The organism is Arthrobacter sp. MDT1-48-3 (genome assembly GCF_054511015.1).
In genome coordinates, this window is record NZ_JBTNDL010000004.1 from 244267 (window position 1) to 263560 (window position 19294).

Here is a 19294-nt window from a genome sequence, read left to right on the forward strand (position 1 = left end):
CCGATTCCGTGTCGCTGAACGGAGAGTTATGAGACTTCCTCGACCGGTCGGGAGCAACGCTGTCTTCATCGACTCACCCTGAAGCCTCGAGTCCATCAGCAGTCGAAGTTTGGCCACGGAAGCGCCTCGTCATGGAAGGGTCAAAGTGTTGCTTCAGAGCCTCCGCCAACGGGTCCGCTGCAGGGCTGCTCGAGCCGACTCCAGACGTGATCCTGTGCAGCTGTTTTCATCGATGACGGTTGGGTGTTGAATGGGCGCACCCCTTGCGGGGTCCACCGGGACGGGTTCAGCCGACCGGGCGGAGAAGAAGTTGTATCGGAATCTATGGATGGAAGAGGACATGATGCAGCGACGACACAATGGTGTGTATTCGTTCCTCGCCGTGACGCTCGTGGCGCTCACTGCGTGCTCGGGAGGATCCGGGGAAGAGTCTCCGGATCCTGATTCGCTGACGGTGTGGACGACGGAAGACCTGCCGGACCGGGTGGCTTCCCAGCAGGCCATCATGGATCGCTTCACCGAATCGTCCGGGGTCCAGGTGGAACTCGTCGCGATTGCGGAAGATCAATTGACGTCCGTGCTGTCCTCCTCGGCTGCCTCGGGTGAGCTACCGGACGTCATTGGAGCGCTCTCCCTGAACGGGATGAATCAGCTCTTCACCGATGGACTGCTGGACACATCGGCTGCGGCAGCGGTCGTGGAGGAACTCGGTACGGATACCTTTTCCGCCCGCTCCCTCGAGCTGACCTCGTCGGAGGACCAGCAGCTGTCGGTCCCCAGCGATGCATTCGCTCAACTCCTCTTCTACCGGCAGGATCTGTTCGACCAGGCGGGGCTCGACGTCCCGAACTCCTATGAGGCGATAGAGGCCGCCGCCGAAGAGCTGAACTCCGATTCCCTGGCCGGCATCGTCGCCGCCACGGCACCCGCTGATTCGTTCACCCAGCAGACGTTCGAACAGTTCGCGCTGGCGAACGGATGCGAATTGGTGGACGACGACGGCAACGTCACGCTGGACAGCAGCCAGTGCCAGGATGCCTTCACCTTCTACTCGGATCTCCTGCGCGACTATTCCGTGCCGGGCAACCAGGACGCGGACACCACACGAGCGAGCTACTTCGCGGGCGAAGCGGCCATGACCGTGTGGTCATCGTTCCTCCTCGACGAACTCGCGGGGCTGCGCAGCGACGCCTTGCCCACGTGCCCGCAGTGCGCGGACAACCCCACCTTCCTTGCCGAGAACACCGGTATCGTGACCGCCATCAAGGGTCCCGACGGCGATGAGGCTGCCGGGTACGGCGAGGTGGTGTCGTGGAACATCCTCAACGACGCATCGCCCGCCGCGCAGGAACTGGTCACTTTCATGATGAGCGACGGATACCAGGACTGGTTGGCAGTCGCCCCCGAAGGAAAAATCCCTGCACGGTCGGGGACTGCTGACAATCCGACCGAGTACGCCGATGCGTGGCAGGGACTCGAGGCCGGTGTCGACACCAAGGCCCTGCTGTCCTCGGTCTATCCCGCCGAGACGCTCGACGAGATCACCCAGAGCACCGACCGTTTCAGGCGATGGGGCATCCCCCAGGGCCAGGGCGCGCTGGCCTCGGCGGTCAGCGGACAGTTCATCGCCCCGCAGATCATCGCATCCATGGTCAGTTCGGGCACCAGCGGCGAGGACGCGGCGAACCAGGCCCAGGACGAGGCCGAGACGCTGAAGAACGATCTGGGCCAGTGACGATCGTGGGCCCGCAATGGGTGCACCGCGTGTCCGCCACGGCTTGCCGCTGAGGAGCAGGAGATGACGTCGACTCCCACGTCCCGCCGGCGGACGCTGTCACAACGGGACGCCCGCACGGGGATCCTCCTGATGTCCCCCACCCTGTTCATCGTGCTCGCCGTCGTGGTCCTGCCGCTGGTGTGGTCCATACTGATCGCGTTCCAGCAGTTGAGGCTGCTGGAAATCGGTACGGCGAGTCCATTCCGGCCTCTGACGACGGCCAACTTCGAACGGGTGTTCGCCTCGGGCGAGCTCTGGGTGAGTCTTGGTACGACCTTCGTCTATACCGCGGGCTCGGTATTGCTATCCATCACCCTGGGCCTGATCGCCGCGATAGCAGTGCGCAAGCCCTTTCGAGGCAGGACCTTCGTCCGGGCAGCGTTCCTCCTGCCCTACGTGGCTCCGGTCGTCGCCGTCACCTTCGTGTGGCGCACCATGCTGAGTCCGCAGTTCGGCATCGTCAACGAAGCGGGGCAGTCAGTGTTCGGGTGGGCACAGCCCATTCCCTTTCTTTCCGAAGCGCAGCGCACCCTCGAGGTCCTCGGTGCGGAGTTCCCGATACCGACCGCACTGATGACCGCGATCGCGTTCGAAGGGTGGAGGTACTTCCCGTTCGCTTTCCTGTTCCTGATGGCGCGACTCGAGGCACTGTCGGCCGAGACGGAAGAAGCGGCACTCGTGGACGGCGCCACACCTCTTCAGTCCTTCCGCTACATCGTCCTGCCGCAACTCATGCCGGTCATCGCCCTCCTCGCGATCCTCCGGACCATTTGGACGTTCAACGAATTCGACGACATCTTCCTGCTCACCGGCGGAGCAGCCGGTACGGGCGTTGCCAGCGTCCGTGTCTACGAATTCCTCACCGTGCAGCGCAATGTCGGAGCGGCATCAGCACAGTCCCTCATCCTGTCCCTGGTCCTGATCGTGATGCTCGCCCTCTACATGGCACTGCTGCGCAAGCGAGGAGAACGACTATGAGCACACCCGCTGCACAGACCCGACCCGACGCCCACAGCACCCCGGTGCCGACCAGCCGCACGGCGCAGTCACCGCCCCGGCGTCGCCCGACCCGCTATGCACTCGAACGGAGGATATTCGCCGTTCTGAGGTGGGTCGTGATCGCCGGCTTCCTCCTCGTGACTCTGCTGCCGTTCTACTACATGGTCCTGCTGTCGCTGAAGCCGATCGAATCACTGCTACGCGACCCCGCATCCGTGATCGTGACACCCGCGGAGTTCACCCTCAGAGCCTATGAACAGGTACTCACCCCCGTATCAGCAGGCGGCCAGGGATTCGGGACTTTCCTGCTCAACAGCGCCTTCGTCGCCATCAGCGCAGTCATCCTGTCCCTGATCGTCGCCGTCCCCGGTGCGTATGCGGTGGCACGTCTGCCCTTCTTCGGGCACCGTCAGGTGAACGCCCTGTTTCTCGCGGCGTACCTCTTTCCTGCCATCGTCATGGCCATCCCGCTGTTCGTCCTGTTCACTCGTCTGGGACTCCGCGGCTCTCTCGTGGGCCTGGTGCTGGTCTACATCGCCCAGACAGTACCCGTCGCCATCTACATGCTGCGCAACTACCTCGAGACGGTTCCCGTATCCGTCGAGGAAGCCGGTCTCGTGGACGGGCTGAGCCGCTTGGGCGTGCTCCGCCGCATCAGCCTGCCTCTCATCACACCCTCCATCATGGCTACCGGGCTGTTTATCTTCATGATTGCGTGGAACGAGTTCCTCTTCGCGCTCCTGTTCCTCGTGGAGAAACGTGAAAGCTGGACCGTTTCGCTGGGCTTGTCCCAACTGTCCGGAAGTGCGGAGATCCCCACGACGGTCCTCATGGCGGGCTCGGTGGTCCTCACGTTGCCCATCCTGATCGTGTTCTTCTCGACAGAACGTCTTCTCACCGGCGGGCTGACCGCCGGCGCAGAAAAAGGCTGATCACGCACCTCGCCGGCAGGCCTTCCGGGTGGACCTTGGTCAGGATGGCTCCTTGTCGTGCTGCGTCTCCAATTCCCTGCGCAGTTTCCTCATTCCGTCGCGGATCCGCGTTTTCGCCGTGGGGGCGGGGATCCCGAGGTGCTCGGCCACTTCGTTGTAGGTCAGGTGGGAGAAGTACGCCAGGGAGATGGCTTGATGCTGCAGTGGTGACAGGACGGACATGGCGGCCTGCACATCCGCTGAATTTTCCCGTTCCAGGACTGTTTCTGCGACCTCATCGAAGCCGGTGTCCCAGTTGCGTCGCCCCCACTTCTCATCGCGGGCCCGGCGGGTAGTGTCCATCCGAAGCCGGTCCACCGCTCGGCGATGCGCGAGGGTCATGAGCCAGGACACCGGGTGGCCGAGCTCCGGCCGGTAGCGATCGCCCTGCTCCCACACCATCAGGAACACCTCCTGGGTCACCTCCGCGCAACTGTCGGGGTTCTGCAGTGTCTTGCGCACCATCCCGTAGACCCTGCGCGCGCACTGCTCGTACAAGATCTGGAAAGCCTCCGGATCCTTGGACCCCACAGCGACGAGAACAGCAGCGAGATCCAGTGATGCATCCCCCGCACCCCGAAACGGGCCGCGATGAGCAGTGCTGGGACGGTAAGAGCTCCGCGGTTCGAGAGTGGAGCCACGGACGGAGGGAGGCGAGGTGGAGGAAATGGCGGGGCTTCCTGACTGAGACCGGAACCGGAGCGCTCGTGCCGCCGCTCCACAGGTGAAGAGCTACGCCCTTCGCCCTGAATGTAATCTGTTCCACCACGCACGTCCACCGAACACACCAGTCTCAGCTGTCACAATGGCCACCGCGGTTGCGCCAACCCAGCCTGCCATGCAGGTCATCATGACTGTACGAAGCACTGATACTGTTCGGGGCGCGGTCGATCCTGCAGCGGGCGACGTGCCGTCGCCCGCGCGTACTGGTTTAATGAGCAGGTTCATTGTCAGGGCAGGCAGCGCCGACGAGAGCAGAATTGCACAGGCAGAACAGGTGGAGGCATTGGAATGCGTGGAGGACCGCAGCGAGCGCTGATGATCCAAGCCATCGCCGCTGCGGCGCTGACCATGGACGTCATCACGGACCGGTACCTCACCTCGGGCGGCGCCGCGTCCCCTGAAGCCGTCAACAAGTACCTGAGCGGCCTGGGCGACCTCCCGTCCCGCGAAAGCGATCGACTCGCCGATACCGTGAACGACCTCGGCCGGAAGTCACCAGCTCTGCCGGTTCCCTATCGGGCGGAAGACACCGCCGGCGATTCTCCCGAACAATCACGACGCTCTCTCGGAGCCTCCGGCGCATTTCTACTCTCCGACTCAGAACAAGAACAAGCACGCATCGACGCCGTCACCCGCACAAACCTTCTCGACACACCTCCCGAGGAACGGTTCGACCGCATCACCCACACTGCGCAACGCCACTTCGAGGTCAGCACCGCGATCGTCACCCTCATCGACGACAAACGGCAATTCCTGAAGTCGGTCGTCGGCCCGGTGGAGCAGAACATGCCCAGAGCCCGGTCATTCTGCAACACCACCATCCGGACCCCTTCCCCACTCATCGTCCGCGACACCTTCCACGACGAACATTTTCGGTGGAACCCGCTCGTCCTCGGAGAGCCCTTCATCCGCTTCTACGCCGGATACCCGCTGCGAAGCCCTGACGGCTGGATCATCGGTACCCTCTGTGTCATAGACCAGCACGCACGCACCTTCTCAGACGCGGACGAGCACTCCCTGCGCCGCCTCGCGGAGATCACCGAACACGAACTCGCCGCCTGACCGAGCTCCCCCACCCCCAACGCTTCCTGCACCGGTCAAGGGCGTCTTGATCCTCGGCAAGCGTCGGAGAACCTTCGACGAGCAACCTCACCCGCTGGCGCCTGACACCCGCCGGCGACCTCCTGCAAACGCCCGACACCAGCGTCGCCCAGATCGCCCGCAGCGTCGGCTACACCAACGCCTACTCCTTCAGCACAGCCTTCAGAAGACAGGTCGGCGTCACACCATCCGAGTTCCGCCGACACCGCGCGGTCCTGCCAGCCGGGCTTGGGTGTGCTGTTGAGGTGAAGATCCAACGCGATGCCTTCGGGGGTGGCTGAGACCACACCCTTGAAGGTGGCGCAGTTGCCACATAGGCACTTCAGGAACTCCAGCTCATTGGCCCCCACTGTTCCGTGTTCGGCTGTGACGGCGGGGTATCCCTTTCGTCGGGGTCTGGCGGGTGGAGGCGGACCACCGGCTCAGCCTATGCGAGCGAGATCACGTCGGATGTAGCGCAGGTGCGCCCACTCCTCCTCCAGGATCACGCGGATGCAGTCACCGACGCTGGGACGCCAGTCGTCGCCGCCCCACGGGTTCTCACGTTCTTCCGCGAGCAGGTCCGTCGTAGCCGTGGCCAGGAAGTTGGTCACCTGTCCCTGTCGTTCGGCCCGGACGTCGAGGATCTCCTCGTACGTCGGCGGGTCAGCGCGGAAGATCGACACGTCGAAGCCCATCTGGTCGGCGCCGGTGAAGATCTGCCCGAGTTCGTGGAACGGCTGCTGTATCTGCAGGATCCCGCCGCGGAGCCAGGCGTCTGTCGCCAGGATGAGGTGCCGTAGGGTCTGGGCCAGGGACCACTCGTCCTCCACATGGGCATCGACCAGGTCCTGCGGCGTGCCCGTCACCGTCTCCTGCCACGCGGACTGCACCGCCATCCACCCCTCGCGGAGGCCTTCGGGCGTCCGGGCCTTCTGCAGCTCGCGGCCCGGGAACTGCCGGTTGAGTTCGGCGTCCACGAGCGGCACCACGTCAACGCCGTTGACGAACAGGCTGCCGAAGAACAGGTCATGACTGTCGATGTCGAGTCCGTCCACGTCGACACCGCGCATCGTCACACCACTGACGTCGGAGAATCGCAGAGTGGCCCCCTTGAAATTCGCTTTGACGAAGGTCGCGCCCTCGAATTCCTTCGTGCCGGAATAGGTCGTCATCGCTCCATTATCAGCGCCGCCGGGGACACTTCGAGGCTGGGACAACACAGCGCGCGATCCTTCGAGGCATACAGGCGAGCAGGTGTTCTGGTGGCCCAGGCTACGACGGCGCCGGGCCGGGCCCACGTGCAGTCGTAGCCGTCGCGCACGATGTCCTCTGGATCAGCACGTCATCGGTGTGGTCGATCGATTCCGCTACGGCCCGGCACCTCCTATCAGGAGGATCGGAGCAGGTCGGCAATGGCCGTGAAGCCCAGCCGCTCCGCGTTCTGCAAAGCCGTTCTGCCCTCGACATCCCGGATGTCGGGATCTGCTCCCGCTTCCAGGAGCTGACGCACCACCTCCACCTGGTTCGGCCCACCGTCGTTGAGCAGGATGGCTTCCTGAAGTGCGGTCCAGCCGAGGTTGTTGACATGGTCCACATCGGTACCGGCGGCGATAAGGATGCTCACCGTCTCGACATAGCCGTGCTCACTCGCCGGAATCAGGGCTGTTCCCCCGTATCGGTTGGTGCTCCGCACGTCAGCGCCAGCGGCAAGCGTCAGTTGCAGGACCTCATTGAACCCCTCCGCTCCCGCGTACAGGAACGCGGAATCCTGGAGGTCGTCCTTGGCGTTGACATTCCCGCCCGCGTCGATGAGTTGGCGGACCCGGGTGGGATCATTCGCTTTCGCAGCAAGGATCAACTGACGGTCGACGTCCGCCTGGTCCTCGGGTGAGAGCGCCGGTGGCTCGAAGGGCGACACCGTCGCTGACGGCAGGGGCGCGTCGGGCGGCGGGTTCGACGGCGTGGCCGGCGTGGTCGGCCGCGACGGCGGCTCGGTCAGCACCGTGGGAGGAGCCCCAGACCGGGACGGCCGGCCCTCCGTAGCCGTCCCGGTCCGGGTCTCCTCCGACGAAGACGAACCTCCGTCCACCGGTGCGCACCCGGCCAGAGCCAGGCCCGCGAGGAGGGTCGTCATCGTCATGGTCCAGAGGACCGGCGCACGCAAGCGCAACGTCGATATCTCCCGGGCGGTGAGACCGCCCGGGTGCGACCGTCCGGCGCGCGAACGACGCCGGAGGGTTAGAAGTCCCAGTCCTCGTCCTCGGTGTTCACGGCCTTGCCGATCACGTACGAGGAGCCCGATCCGGAGAAGAAGTCGTGGTTCTCGTCGGCGTTCGGGGACAGCGCCGAGAGGATCGCCGGATTCACATCGGTGACGGACGACGGGAACATCGCCTCGTAGCCCAGGTTCATCAGCGCCTTGTTGGCGTTGTAGTGCAGGAACTTCTTGACGTCCTCGGCCAGGCCCACGGAGTCGTACAGGTCGTGCGTGTACTGGACCTCGTTCTCGTACAGCTCGAAGAGCAGCTCGAACGTGTAGTCCTTGAGCTCCTGGCGGCGCTCCGGCGTCGCGCTCTCCAGCCCGCGCTGGAACTTGTACCCGATGTAGTACCCGTGCACGGCCTCGTCACGGATGATCAGGCGCACCAGGTCCGCGGTGTTCGTGAGCTTGGCGCGCGATGACCAGTACATCGGCAGGTAGAAGCCGGAGTAGAACAGGAAGCTCTCGAGCAGCGTCGAGGCGACCTTGCGCTTGAGGGGATCATCGCCGCGGTAGTAGTCCGTGACGATGCTCGCCTTCTTCTGCAGGTTCACGTTCTCCGTGGACCAGCGGAAGGCCTCGTCGATCTCCTTGGTGGAGGCCAGCGTGGAGAAAATCGAGGAGTAGCTCTTGGCGTGCACCGACTCCATGAACGCGATGTTCGTGAGCACGGCTTCCTCGTGCGGCGTGACCGCGTCGGGGATGAGGCTGACGGCACCGACGGTTGCCTGCACGGTGTCGAGCAGGGTGAGGCCGGTGAAGACGCGCATGGTGAGCGTCTGCTCCTCCGGCGTCAGGGTCGCCCACGACTGCACGTCGTTGGACAGCGGCACCTTCTCGGGCAGCCAGAAGTTGTTCACCAGGCGGTTCCAGACGTCGACGTCCTTGTCGTCCTGGATGCGGTTCCAGTTGATGGCCTGGACCTGGTCGACGAGCTTCAGCTTCTCGCTCATGGTGTGTTCCTTGTCTGCGTGTAAGTAATGCCGGTGATACCAGTGGAGCCTGGAGCGTCAGGCCGGGCGGAATGCCCGGCCTGACGACTTAGTTGCCTAGAGCATGCAACTGACGCAGCCCTCCACCTCGGTCCCCTCCAGCGCGAGCTGGCGGAGACGGATGTAGTAGACAGTCTTGATGCCCTTGCGCCAGGCGTAGATCTGCGACTTGTTGATCTCACGCGTGGTGGCGGTGTCCTTGAAGAACAGCGTCAGGGACAGGCCCTGGTCCACGTGCTGCGTAGCAGCGGCGTAGGTGTCGATGATCTTCTCGTAGCCGATCTCGTACGCGTCCTGGTAGTACTCCAGGTTGTCGTTGGTGAGGTACGGGGCCGGGTAGTACACGCGGCCCAGCTTGCCTTCCTTGCGGATCTCGATCTTCGACGCCACCGGGTGGATGGAGGACGTCGAGTTGTTGATGTACGAGATGGACCCGGTGGGCGGGACGGCCTGGAGGTTCTGGTTGTAGATGCCGTGCTCCATGACCGAGGCCTTCAGGGCACGCCAGTCCTCCTGCGTGGGGATGTGCACGTCGGCGAACAGCTCACGGACGCGCGGCGTCGCCGGCTCCCACACCTGATCGGTGTACGTGTCGAAGAACTCCCCGCTCGCGTACTTGGACTTCTCGAAGCCTGCGAACCGGCGGCCGGTCTCGATGGACATCAGGTTCGACGCCCGGATGCAGTGGTACACCACGGAGTAGAAGTAGATGTTCGTGAAGTCCAGGCCCTCCTCGGAGCCGTAGTGGACCCGCTCCCGGGCGAGGTAGCCGTGCAGGTTCATCTGGCCGAGGCCGATGGCGTGCGAGGCGTCGTTGCCCTTGGCGATCGACGGCACCGAGCTGATGTGGCTCATGTCCGAGACGGCCGAGAGGGTGCGGATCGCGGTCTCGATGGTCCGGCCGAAGTCGGGCGAGTCCATGGTCTTCGCGATGTTCAGCGAGCCGAGGTTGCAGGAGATGTCCTTGCCCACGGAGTCGTAGGACAGGTCCTCGTTGTACGTGGTGGGCTCGGAGACCTGGAGGATCTCGGAGCACAGGTTCGACATGATGATCTTGCCCTCGATCGGGTTGGCCCGGTTCACGGTGTCCTCGAACATGATGTACGGGTAGCCGGACTCGAACTGGATCTCCGCGAGGGTCTGGAAGAACTCGCGCGCCTTGATCTTGGTCTTCTTGATGCGGGCGTCGTCCACCATCTCGTAGTACTTCTCGGTGACCGAGATGTCGGAGAACGGCATGCCGTAGACGCGCTCGACGTCGTACGGGGAGAACAGGTACATGTCCTCGTCGCGCTTGGCGAGCTCGAACGTGATGTCGGGGACCACGACGCCGAGGGACAGCGTCTTGATGCGGATCTTCTCGTCCGCGTTCTCGCGCTTGGTGTCCAAGAAGCGGTTGATGTCCGGGTGGTGGGCGTGCAGGTACACGGCGCCGGCACCCTGGCGGGCGCCGAGCTGGTTGGCGTAGGAAAAGCTGTCCTCGAGGAGCTTCATCACGGGGATGACGCCGGAGGACTGGTTCTCGATCTGCTTGATCGGCGCGCCGACCTCGCGGATGTTGGTGAGGGCGAAGGCGACGCCGCCGCCGCGCTTGGAGAGCTGCAGGGCCGAGTTGATGGACCGGCCGATCGACTCCATGTTGTCCTCGATGCGGAGGAGGAAGCAGGAGACGAGCTCGCCGCGCTGGCGCTTGCCGGCGTTGAGGAACGTGGGGGTGGCGGGCTGGAAGCGGCCGTCGATGATCTCGTCGACCATCTGCTCGGCGAGCTGCTCGTTGCCGCGGGCCAGGTGCAGGGCGACCATGCAGACGCGGTCCTCGTAGCGCTCGAGGTAGCGCTTGCCGTCGAACGTCTTCAGCGTGTACGAGGTGTAGTACTTGAAGGCGCCGAGGAAGGTCTCGAAGCGGAACTTCTTGGCGTAGGCACGCTTGAAGAGGTCGCGGATGAAGTTCATCGTGTACTGGTGGAGCGTCTCGCGCTCGTAGTACTCGTTCTTCACGAGGTAGTCGAGCTTCTCCTCGAGGTCGTGGAAGAAGACCGTGTTGTTGTTCACGTGCTGCAGGAAGTACTGGTGCGCAGCCTCGCGGTCGGCATCGAACTGGATCTCCCCGTTCGGTCCGTACAGGTTGAGCATCGCGTTCAGCTCGTGATAGCCCAGGTCCTTGAAGCGGTCGGCCGCGGCAGCGGGTGCGCCCGTCTCCGTCTCTGCAACACTCATGTCCAAAACTCTTCCAATCCTTTGGTTACTCGGTCCACGTCCTCGGACGTGCCCATGACTTCGAATCTGTACAGCACCGGCACATGGCACTTGGCCGCGATGATGTCGGCGGCAAGACAGTAGGTCTCACCGAAATTGGTGTTCCCCGCCCCGATGACCCCCTTCAGGAGGCTGCGGTTCTGCTCGTTGTTCAGGAACTTGACGACCTGCCGGGGCACCGCGCCCTTACCGGTGATCCCTCCGTAAGTGGGGAGGACCAGGACGTACGGGCGGGTTGCCTGCAGGGTCGGCTCCTTGGTGAGCAGCGGCATGCGGGCGGCCCGGACCCCCAGCTTCGTGACGAAGCGGTGGGTGTTGTCGGAGACCGACGAGAAGTAGATCAACGGGGCGTCGGTGACCGGCCCCTCCCCGTCCTCGGCAGCTGCCGGATCAGCGGAGGTGGTGCGGTCGTCCACAGCGGTGGCGGTCATGGCCGATGCCGGTCCCGTGGAACCCTCTGAAGGATCCGTTCAGGCTACCGAGCTGACGACGGAGTCCGCGAGGGAGGCGATCTTGTCGGGGCGGAATCCGGACCAGTGGTCGTTGTCCGTGATGACGACGGGAGCCTGCATGTAGCCCATGGAGCGGACGCGCTCGAGGGCGGCAGGATCCTGCGAGATGTCGACGCTCTGGTAGGCGATGCCCTTCTTGTCCAGAGCCCGGTAGGTGGCGTTGCACTGTACGCAAGCCGGCTTCGTGTAAACCGTGACGGTCATGTCTAAGTCCCCTTTTCTCTACTGCTGTCGTGCTGTGTCATGGGTGGCGCGCGGCCCCGGAAAGGGGAAGGAAATCCGGGGATTTCCGCGCCTCCGGGCCCATGCCCGTCCAGCGGTTGTTTCTGTCCTTCGATACTACATCTAGTGCGGCCCGCTGGCGCAGACCCCAACATGATGTATTACAAGTATGTCATTCCGGGAGCGAGTAGTCCACACGATGTCCACAGACGGAGCCCTCCGGAAAGCCCGGAAACGTGCCGATCCGGCGCGTCCACAAGGCATCTCTCCACACGCTGTGGAGTACTTCCGCACAGGTGCAGAAACTGCCGTGTCGCGCTTCGTCCGGCGTGTCGCGTGCCGACGGTCGACGTCGTCGCATTGCCTCTGGACAGGCGTGCGCGCAGCGCGTACAGCGACAGCCGGTGCTGCTCCTGGCGAGCGGCACCGGCTGTCGGTGTGGCGCGTGAGCGGGCCGGCAGGCCACCCGGCGAGCGGGCGCCCGGCCGGGGCTGCCGTTCAGGGACGCCGGTCGAAGATCAGTTGCTGGACGTCGAGATAGCCGGCCTGGAAGCCCGCCCTCGAGTAGCAGAGGTAGAACGTCCACATGCGCTCGAAGGTCTCGTCGAAGCCCAGGGCCGCGACCTCGTCGTGCCGGGCGAGGAAACGCTCCTCCCAGAGGCGGAGGGTCTGCGCATAGTGGTCGCCCATCGAGAGGCGCTCACGCACCCTCAGGCTCGTGTAGCGGTCGGTGACGTCCTCGATCGCGCGGACGGACGGGATGAATCCACCGGGGAAGATGTACTTGTGGATCCACGTGTAGGTCCGCCGCGTCGCCATCATGCGCTCGTGGGGAAGCGTGATGGCCTGGACCGCGACCCGGCCGCCCGGCGCGAGGACCCGATCGATGGTCTGGAAGTAGACGGCCCAGAACTCGTAGCCCACGGCCTCGATCATCTCGACCGAGACGACGGCGTCGTACTGACCCTCGACCAGCCGGTAGTCCTTCAGCTCGACCCGCACGCGGTCCGCGAAGCCGGCCTCCCTGATGCGCTCCTCGGCGAGTTCCTTCTGCTCCCGGGACAGTGTCACGGACACGACCGTCGCTCCCCTGGCCGCGGCGCGGAGCGCCAGTTCGCCCCAGCCGGTGCCGATCTCGAGGACACGGGTCCCCTGTCCCACGTCCGCCTGGTCGAGCAGGCGGTCGATCTTCCGCTGCTGCGCGGCGGCGAGCTCGTGCCACTCGACGTGCAGCAGGTCCTTGCCGGTCGCGTCGAACAGGGCGCTCGAGTAGGACATGGTCGGGTCGAGGAAGAGGGCGAAGAGTTCGTTCGACAGGTCGTAGTGCCGGGAGATGTTCGAGCGCGTGTTGGCCGTGCTGTTCCGTTCACGGCGGGGCGGCTTGGGCAGGTAGAGACCGCGCAGCTTCTGCAGCGGGACGGGTACGAGGTGCGCCGCACGCTCGGCGAAGACCTCGAGGACCTCGGTGAGGTCCGACGCCGTCCAGTCCTCCGCCATGTAGGACTCGCCGAGGCCGATCAGGCCGTTGTCCCCGAGCCTCGCGTAGAAGTCGGCGGGCCGGTGGATGCGCATCTCCGGCCGCGGTCCGCCGCCGGGCGCGCCCAGCACGGTGCCGTCGTCGTGAATGACCCGGAGCTGGAGGGTGTTCACCGCGGCGGAGAAGATCTTCTCCGCGATCGTCGCGGCGATCCTGTTCCTCGCTCCGGCGGGGACGCCGGCGATCCCCGGCCAGACCGCCGGATCGACGTCCGCCTGCGAAGGAACAACTGTGGTGCTCATCGAACTACCTCCCGGGTCCACAGGCGCTCCCTGCTGGTGGGTAGCCGCCGTCGCCAGAGTCTAATCTCCTGCCCGAGGATCTCCAGCGCCACGTAACGCTGGGACATCAGGCCGGCCGGCGACACGTGGACGGCGGGAACGCAGGAGATCGCTGGTGGCCACGGGTAGGCTCGACGGGATCCGTTCGTCCTCCCGGGGCGCCTCGTCCGGCGGCGGCGCTGGTGGGGGTCACATCACGCGAGCTGGCTCGCGACGGGAGTCCCACCACCGGGAGAGTGCTACTTGGTCAACCCGATCCACCTGCGGACCCTGCTCGAGGTGATCCGCCATGGATCGTTCAGCGGGGCCGCCACGAGTCTCGGCTACACGGCGTCCGCCGTCTCGCAGCAGATGTCGGCCCTCGAGCGTGACACGGGCGCCACGCTGTTCACCCGGTCCGCCCGCAGCGCCGTCCCCACGGACGCAGCCGTCGCGATGTCCCGGCACGCGGCGAAGGTGCTCACGGACATCGACGCGCTGCTCGCCTCCACGGCGCGCTCCGGCAGCGGACCGGAGCACGAACTCAGGCTCGGCATCTTCCCGAGCCTCGCCACGTTCGCTCTGCCGCGGCTGCTCCGCATGCCGGAGTGGCAGCGGCTGGGTGTCTCCCTGCGCGTGTTCGTCGGCGAACCCGCTCACACGATCCAGGGGCTGCGGACCGGCGGAGACCTGGACCTCGCCCTCGTCTACCAGGTCGGTCAGGCCGGCCTGGCCTGGCCCTCGACGCTCAGTCGGCAATGGATCGGCGACGACGACTTCCGGGTCATCCTGCCGGCGAGTTGGGGAATCCGCAGCGGTTCCCGCGTGACCGCCGACCAGCTCGCGGACATGCCGTGGATCATGCACCACCCGGGCACGGCGGACGCCACGGTCATCGAACGGCTGTTCGCGAGCTGCAACCTCCATCCGCGCATCGCGGCGTACTGCGACGACTTCAATGCGAGCCTCGAACTCACCGCGGCGGGCCTGGGAGCTGCGCTGGTGCCGGAACTGGCCATGGTCAACCGGCCCGACGGCATCGTGGCCCTCGACGTTCCCGAGATCCGGCTGGCCCGCAGCATCTTCGCCCTGCGGACCGGCGACGCCGACGACGCCAGGGTGCGACTGTTCATGGACCAGCTGGCCGAGATCCTCCGGAGCCAGAGCATCGGCCCGAAGCACACGGCGCCCGGATACGCACCCACCTCGGGCCGCTGAATCCCGTATTGCATGCGCCCTCGCGCCGTCCGTACCGTCGGGGCAGGCGTGGGCGCCGGCCCGCGGGCTTCCACAGCGTCCGAGGAGGACCCCCATGCGGATCAAGAACAGCGTTGTCGTCATCACCGGGGCGGCGAGCGGCATCGGTCGCGCGACCGCGCTCCGGTTCGCCCGCCGCAGGACGAGCCTCGTCCTCGCGAGCAGACGTGTGGAGGCACTCGAATCGCTCGTCGCCGAGTGCACGGCGCTCGGCTCCCGCGCCGTCGCGGTCCCCACCGACACCTCGGATCACGACGCCGTGCAGGAGCTGGCGAGCAGGGCCGTCGAGGAGTTCGGGCGGATCGACGTCTGGGTGAACAACGCCGCCGTCTCCTTCTTCTCGCCGTTCCTGGAGGTGCCCCTGCGTGACTTCGAGCGCGTGATCGACGTCAACGTCATGGGCTACGTCTACGGTGCACGGGCGGCTCTCGAACGGATGCAGGACCAGGGCTCGGGCGTACTCGTCAACGTGGCCTCGATCGTCGGGGAGGTCCCCCAGCCCTACACCTCCGCGTACTCGGTGTCGAAGGCGGCGGTCCGCGCCCTCGGCGTCAGCCTGCGGTCCGAGCTGACGCTGGACCGGAAGAAGCACATCCACGTGTGCACGGTCCTTCCGCCGACCATCGACACCCCGTTCTTCAACCACGCGGCCAACTACACGGGCCGACGCGCCGTGGCCATGCCTCCGGTCTACAGCCCGGATCGCGTCGCGAAGACGATCCTCGACGTCGTCGAGGTGCCGACCCGCGAAGTCGCCGTCGGGCGGATCGGCCGGTCGATGGTGCGGCAGCACCGCCTCATGCCGGGGCGGATGGAGAAGCTGATGGCGCACCAGGTGGAGCACACCCACCTGTCCAGGACGGAACCGGCGGAGGACTCGACCGGGAACCTGTACGGCCCCTCGCTCGATCCCGCGAATGCGGCGGTCACGGGCGGATGGAGCGGAAGACGCCGCACCGCGCAACGCCTGGTCCTCGGTACCGTCCTCGCGGGAGCGGGTGCCGTCGTCTTCGCCGACACGCTGAAGTCGGCGGCTCCAGCGGTGACGGGGGCCATCGCCGCCGCGGGCCGGGCCGTCGCCAGACCCTCCTGAACGTCGAACGGGCAGGGGGCGCCGTAGCCCCGGGGGTGCGGGTGGCCGGTCACAGGGAAGCGGCGAGACCGGCTTCCGGGGGTCGTTCGAGGTCCAGGGCGTCGAGCACGTCGAGCGCGGCGGAGTGCTCGTTGAAGGTATAGAGATGAAGGCCGGGAGCGCCGTCGTCGAGCGCCGCCCGCGCGAGTTCGACGGTGGCGGCGACGCCGACCCGACGACGCTCGTCGTCGGTCCGGGCGCCGTCGAGCCGCGCCTGGAGTCCCTCGTCGACGTCGATCCCCGCGAGTCCGCCGAGCTTCTTCAGCCGGCGGGAGCTCGTCATCGGCATGACGCCGGGGATGATCGGGATGGTGACACCGGCCCGACGGGCACGGGCCACGAGCCCCGCGTAGTCCGAGGAGTGGAAGAAGACCTGGGTGATGGCGAAATCCGCGCCCGCCGCCTCCTTGGCCAGGAGCACCTCGATGTCCTGCTTCACGCTCGGCGAGTCGGGGTGCCGCGTGGCGTACGCCGCCACTCCCACGGACACCTTGCCGGCGGCGAGATGTGCGGTCCGCTGCGCCTCGACCTCGCGGATCAGGCGGACGAGTTGATCGGCGTGCTCTACCTCGCCCGGCTGTCCCTCGGACCCCTCGGGCGTGTCACCGCGGAGGGCGAGAATCCCCCGGACCCCACCGCCGATGAGCCGTTCGACGATCTCGGTCAGTTCGGCACGGCTGCTGCCGACGGAGGTCAGGTGGGCCAGCGGTTTCAGCGTGGTCTCGGTGAGCAGCCGCCGCAGGAGATCGACCGCGGTCTCCCGGTTGCTGCCGGCCGCGCCGTACGTGACCGACACGAAGTCGGGGCGGGTGCGCTCGAGGCGGCGGATGGTCGTCCACAGCGCGTCCTCCGCCGCCGCGTTCCGCGGCGGATACAGCTCGTAGGACAGCGCCGGATACGTGGCAGGCGGCATCTGGATTCCTTCCCGTACGTGTCGTCCTCTGGGTGCGGCGAGTTCGGGCGACGGAGGCGGCGTGTGCAGGACGGCGGGTCCCCGGCCCGCCGGGATCAGGACGATGCCCGGAGGGGCGGGGTCAGTCCGCTTCCTCGGGCACGTCCGCCGAGCGCACTTCGCTCCGGATGATGCCGAGTTCCTCCAGCTTTGCCGACATACCTGCTCCGTCGGGAGCGTAGATCCACGGGATCCCCGGTGTCGTCGGCACCCCGGCCTTCGAGCGGCCACCCGCGAGCACCGCCTCTCCGACCGACAACTGACGGATCGCGATGGCGCGGACGTTCTGCGGATGGCGCTGCGCGAACTCCGAGTAGATCGCCTCGTCATGCTGGCCGTCGTCGCCCACCAGCAGCCACTTCACGCCGGGGAACTCCTCGGCCAACCGCTCGAGCGACGTCCGCTTGTGTTCCTGGCCGCTGCGGAACCAGCGATCGCGGGTGGGCCCCCAATCGGTCAGGAGCTTGGGCCCGGCAGGATAGAGATTGCGGGAGAGGAAACGGGAGAGGGTCGGCGCGACGTTCCAGGCACCGGTCGAGAGATAGAGCACCGGCGCCGACGGCAGCGTCCTCACGATCCGCTCGTACAGCACGGCCATGCCCGGCGTCGGCATGCGTGCGTGCTCATCGAGCACGAAGGTGTTCCAGGCCGCCAGGAACGGGCGCGGCAACGCGGTCACCATCACGGTGTCGTCGATGTCGGAGACGACGCCGAAGTCCGTCCCGTCCGCCACCACGCGCATCGGGGCTTCGACGACCCTGGAGGCACCGGAGTGGAGCGAGATGGTGTGCCAGCCCGCCTCGAGGTCCACCGGGATGCGAGCGTCGACGATGCCGCCGCGGTCCGCCGTGACGTCATGCAAGACGCCGTCGATGGTCACGTGCACGACGGCGTGGGCCACCGGAGCATTCGTGAAGTTGCGCCAGCCGCGCATGCCCTCCTTGATCGGCTTCAGGGGGCCGTCGTCCGCGCCGTGCCCGGTGTCCCTCGGATCGCTGAGGACGACGCGCGCCAGTACCCGGACCCACGACGTCGTGCCGTACCCGGTGTAGGGGATGACGGTCTCGACCCGGCCGCGCCGGACGGCGAGGCGCGTCTGCAGCCTCAGCCAGGCGTCGTCGAGGCGGACGGCGAGGTGGCGTCCCTCCGGTCCGGACGGCGTCGTACTGCTGTTCTCGGCGTCGGCTGATGGGTCGTGAGGCTCCGCGGGGCGTGGACACATGCCCACCAGTCTGGCACGAGCGGATGTGGCCCACGACCCTGCGGCGCGAACGCGTACGATCCGCGTCGGCTGCACAGGTCACGGGCCGCTAACAACTTCGCATCCAGGTTGCGGCCGGCTTGTCGCCCGGAACCACGCCTGCGACGCTGGGATCTCGAGGGACGGGACGATCATCGGGGGACGACGTGGCGAACAGTTGGGACGACGCAGGGGTGCGCCTGAAGGAGGACGCCGCTCTGCGGGCCTGGGACGCGTCGGCCGCCGAGGACCCGGGTACCACCGCCCTCGACCTGGCCCATGCCGTCCTCTTCGGGAAGGCCCAGGCCGCGCTGGAAGCCGTCGCGGCGGGTGGTGTGGGGCTCACGACCGATCATGCGAGGGCGTTGCATTTCGCCAACGAGATGGCGCAGCTGCGGCATTACGGTCCGCTGACCGCCGTCGATGACGGCCTGCCGGTCCTCGCCCCCGGAGTTCGCGCCATCATCGCCACGTTCGACGCCCATGGTGTGTGGGACGGCCGGCCCGCCTGGAACCTCTGACCTCCGTCGGGGAGCGCTGCCGACGGATCCGAAAGTCTTTCGTCCCGTGACCCATCCGTCCGGGATGCAGGTCCGAATGCATGTCGGTCGGCGTGCTCCTGCGCGGGCTGCCGCCGGCGAGCGGCCCGGCCGAGATGCCCGACAGTACTGTGAGTTGCCGCTCCGAGGTCGCCTGAGGCGGTTACCCGATATGGATACACACGTGATGCCCCGATGCACGGACCAGGCACCGGGCAGGACCGGCGAGAGGCGGCTCTCGGTGACCGCCCTGCCCTTCATGCTCTGCCTGCGCTGGCAGCCGCGGATCGTCATCGACCGGGAGGACATCACGGTCGCGGGATCGGCGATCGCCGCATCCGGCCGCGGCGGTCTTCCCCTGCTGGTCGAGGTCTCCGCCCTTCGGGAGGTCACCTGGGCAGCGAGGGAGCTCGTCCTCGCCTACGAGCATCCAGCACGGATCGCCATCCTCGGGTACGACGACGTCGACCGCGTCCTCATGGCGTTCATGGTCAGATCGGCGACGAAGACCCGATTCTTCCTGGACCGGGACGCCGCGGTCCGTTGGTTGCTGCGGGCCTGACGCCCGACGAACCACCCCGG

General features: G+C 66.3%; 19 protein-coding genes and 1 pseudogene. 10 read left to right on the forward strand and 10 right to left on the reverse strand.

Going from position 1 to position 19294, the window contains the following annotated elements; all coding sequences use genetic code 11:
• Positions 1–340 precede the first annotated feature (340 nt).
• The 3 genes from ACX80L_RS11105 (at position 341) to ACX80L_RS11115 (ending at position 3708) form a co-directional block, all read left to right on the forward strand.
• Positions 341–1735 carry an ABC transporter substrate-binding protein gene (locus ACX80L_RS11105; RefSeq protein ID WP_459289681.1) on the forward strand — a complete coding sequence of 465 codons (1395 nt, stop codon included), beginning with the start codon at positions 341–343 and terminating at the stop codon, positions 1733–1735.
• Positions 1736–1798: 63 nt separating this feature from the next.
• Entirely contained in the window at positions 1799–2755 is a 957-nt protein-coding gene (locus ACX80L_RS11110) for a carbohydrate ABC transporter permease (RefSeq protein WP_208740310.1), read from the forward strand.
• Positions 2752–3708 (forward strand): carbohydrate ABC transporter permease, encoded by a 957-nt coding sequence (locus tag ACX80L_RS11115; protein WP_459289684.1) that lies wholly within the window; start codon positions 2752–2754, stop codon positions 3706–3708. The genes ACX80L_RS11110 and ACX80L_RS11115 overlap by 4 nt, the downstream gene beginning before the upstream one ends.
• Positions 3709–3747: 39 nt before the next feature.
• Here the strand turns inward: ACX80L_RS11115 and ACX80L_RS11120 are convergent, their stop codons facing one another.
• Positions 3748–4278: a sigma-70 family RNA polymerase sigma factor gene (locus tag ACX80L_RS11120; RefSeq protein ID WP_208740312.1), complete on the reverse strand. Its 531-nt coding sequence runs from the start codon at positions 4276–4278 to the stop codon at positions 3748–3750.
• A gap of 307 nt (positions 4279–4585) precedes the next feature.
• Here ACX80L_RS11120 and ACX80L_RS11125 point away from each other — a divergent pair, with 307 nt between their 5' ends.
• The 3 genes and pseudogenes from ACX80L_RS11125 to ACX80L_RS11135 all read left to right on the forward strand — a co-directional run.
• Positions 4586–4786, forward strand: coding sequence for a hypothetical protein (locus ACX80L_RS11125; protein ID WP_459289686.1), 201 nt, complete (start codon positions 4586–4588; stop codon positions 4784–4786).
• Entirely contained in the window at positions 4786–5532 is a 747-nt protein-coding gene (locus ACX80L_RS11130; protein ID WP_459289688.1) for a GAF domain-containing protein, read from the forward strand. Before ACX80L_RS11125 ends, ACX80L_RS11130 begins: the two co-directional genes overlap by 1 nt.
• 77 nt (positions 5533–5609) lie before the next feature.
• A pseudogene (locus ACX80L_RS11135) lies at positions 5610–5852 on the forward strand (helix-turn-helix transcriptional regulator); the annotation flags it as partial.
• 141 nt (positions 5853–5993) lie between these two features.
• On the opposite strand, the gene ACX80L_RS11140 reads toward ACX80L_RS11135, so the two are convergent.
• From ACX80L_RS11140 to ACX80L_RS11170, 7 genes are all read right to left on the reverse strand, one after another.
• A complete protein-coding gene (locus ACX80L_RS11140; protein ID WP_459289690.1) occupies positions 5994–6725 on the reverse strand; it encodes a DinB family protein in 732 nt (243 codons plus the stop codon).
• A gap of 215 nt (positions 6726–6940) precedes the next feature.
• Positions 6941–7555 (reverse strand): ankyrin repeat domain-containing protein, encoded by a 615-nt coding sequence (locus ACX80L_RS11145; protein WP_459289692.1) that lies wholly within the window; start codon positions 7553–7555, stop codon positions 6941–6943.
• A 236-nt stretch (positions 7556–7791) separates the two neighbouring features.
• On the reverse strand, positions 7792–8766 hold the full coding sequence (nrdF, locus tag ACX80L_RS11150; RefSeq protein ID WP_459289694.1) for a class 1b ribonucleoside-diphosphate reductase subunit beta: 975 nt from the start codon (positions 8764–8766) through the stop codon (positions 7792–7794).
• Positions 8767–8862: 96 nt separating this feature from the next.
• Entirely contained in the window at positions 8863–11022 is a 2160-nt protein-coding gene (nrdE, locus tag ACX80L_RS11155; RefSeq protein WP_459289696.1) for a class 1b ribonucleoside-diphosphate reductase subunit alpha, read from the reverse strand.
• Complete coding sequence (gene nrdI, locus ACX80L_RS11160; RefSeq protein ID WP_459289698.1) at positions 11019–11492, reverse strand: class Ib ribonucleoside-diphosphate reductase assembly flavoprotein NrdI; 474 nt, start codon at positions 11490–11492, stop codon at positions 11019–11021. Before nrdI ends, nrdE begins: the two co-directional genes overlap by 4 nt.
• Positions 11493–11531: 39 nt before the next feature.
• Positions 11532–11777, reverse strand: a complete 246-nt coding sequence (gene nrdH, locus ACX80L_RS11165; RefSeq protein WP_133081749.1) for a glutaredoxin-like protein NrdH — start codon at positions 11775–11777, stop codon at positions 11532–11534.
• A 516-nt stretch (positions 11778–12293) separates the two neighbouring features.
• The gene (locus ACX80L_RS11170) at positions 12294–13574 is read right to left on the reverse strand and encodes a class I SAM-dependent methyltransferase (protein ID WP_459289700.1); all 1281 of its coding nucleotides are present in this window, start codon (positions 13572–13574) and stop codon (positions 12294–12296) included.
• A 282-nt stretch (positions 13575–13856) separates the two neighbouring features.
• On the opposite strand from ACX80L_RS11170, the gene ACX80L_RS11175 reads away from it, so the two are divergent.
• Positions 13857–14810, forward strand: a complete 954-nt coding sequence (locus tag ACX80L_RS11175) for a LysR family transcriptional regulator (protein ID WP_133081747.1) — start codon at positions 13857–13859, stop codon at positions 14808–14810.
• Between the two features lie 94 nt (positions 14811–14904).
• A complete protein-coding gene (locus ACX80L_RS11180) occupies positions 14905–15942 on the forward strand; it encodes an SDR family oxidoreductase (RefSeq protein ID WP_459289702.1) in 1038 nt (345 codons plus the stop codon).
• Between the two features lie 49 nt (positions 15943–15991).
• Here the strand turns inward: ACX80L_RS11180 and ACX80L_RS11185 are convergent, their stop codons facing one another.
• Together ACX80L_RS11185 and ACX80L_RS11190 are read right to left on the reverse strand one after the other, a co-directional pair.
• Positions 15992–16894 carry a methylenetetrahydrofolate reductase gene (locus tag ACX80L_RS11185; RefSeq protein WP_459289704.1) on the reverse strand — a complete coding sequence of 301 codons (903 nt, stop codon included), beginning with the start codon at positions 16892–16894 and terminating at the stop codon, positions 15992–15994.
• Between the two features lie 121 nt (positions 16895–17015).
• A complete protein-coding gene (locus tag ACX80L_RS11190) occupies positions 17016–18155 on the reverse strand; it encodes an App1 family protein (RefSeq protein ID WP_459289706.1) in 1140 nt (379 codons plus the stop codon).
• 185 nt (positions 18156–18340) lie between these two features.
• On the opposite strand from ACX80L_RS11190, the gene ACX80L_RS11195 reads away from it, so the two are divergent.
• Both ACX80L_RS11195 and ACX80L_RS11200 read left to right on the forward strand, forming a co-directional pair.
• Positions 18341–18694 (forward strand): hypothetical protein, encoded by a 354-nt coding sequence (locus ACX80L_RS11195; RefSeq protein WP_133081743.1) that lies wholly within the window; start codon positions 18341–18343, stop codon positions 18692–18694.
• Between the two features lie 190 nt (positions 18695–18884).
• On the forward strand, positions 18885–19274 hold the full coding sequence (locus ACX80L_RS11200) for a hypothetical protein (protein ID WP_459289708.1): 390 nt from the start codon (positions 18885–18887) through the stop codon (positions 19272–19274).
• The last annotated feature ends 20 nt before the right edge of the window (positions 19275–19294 follow it).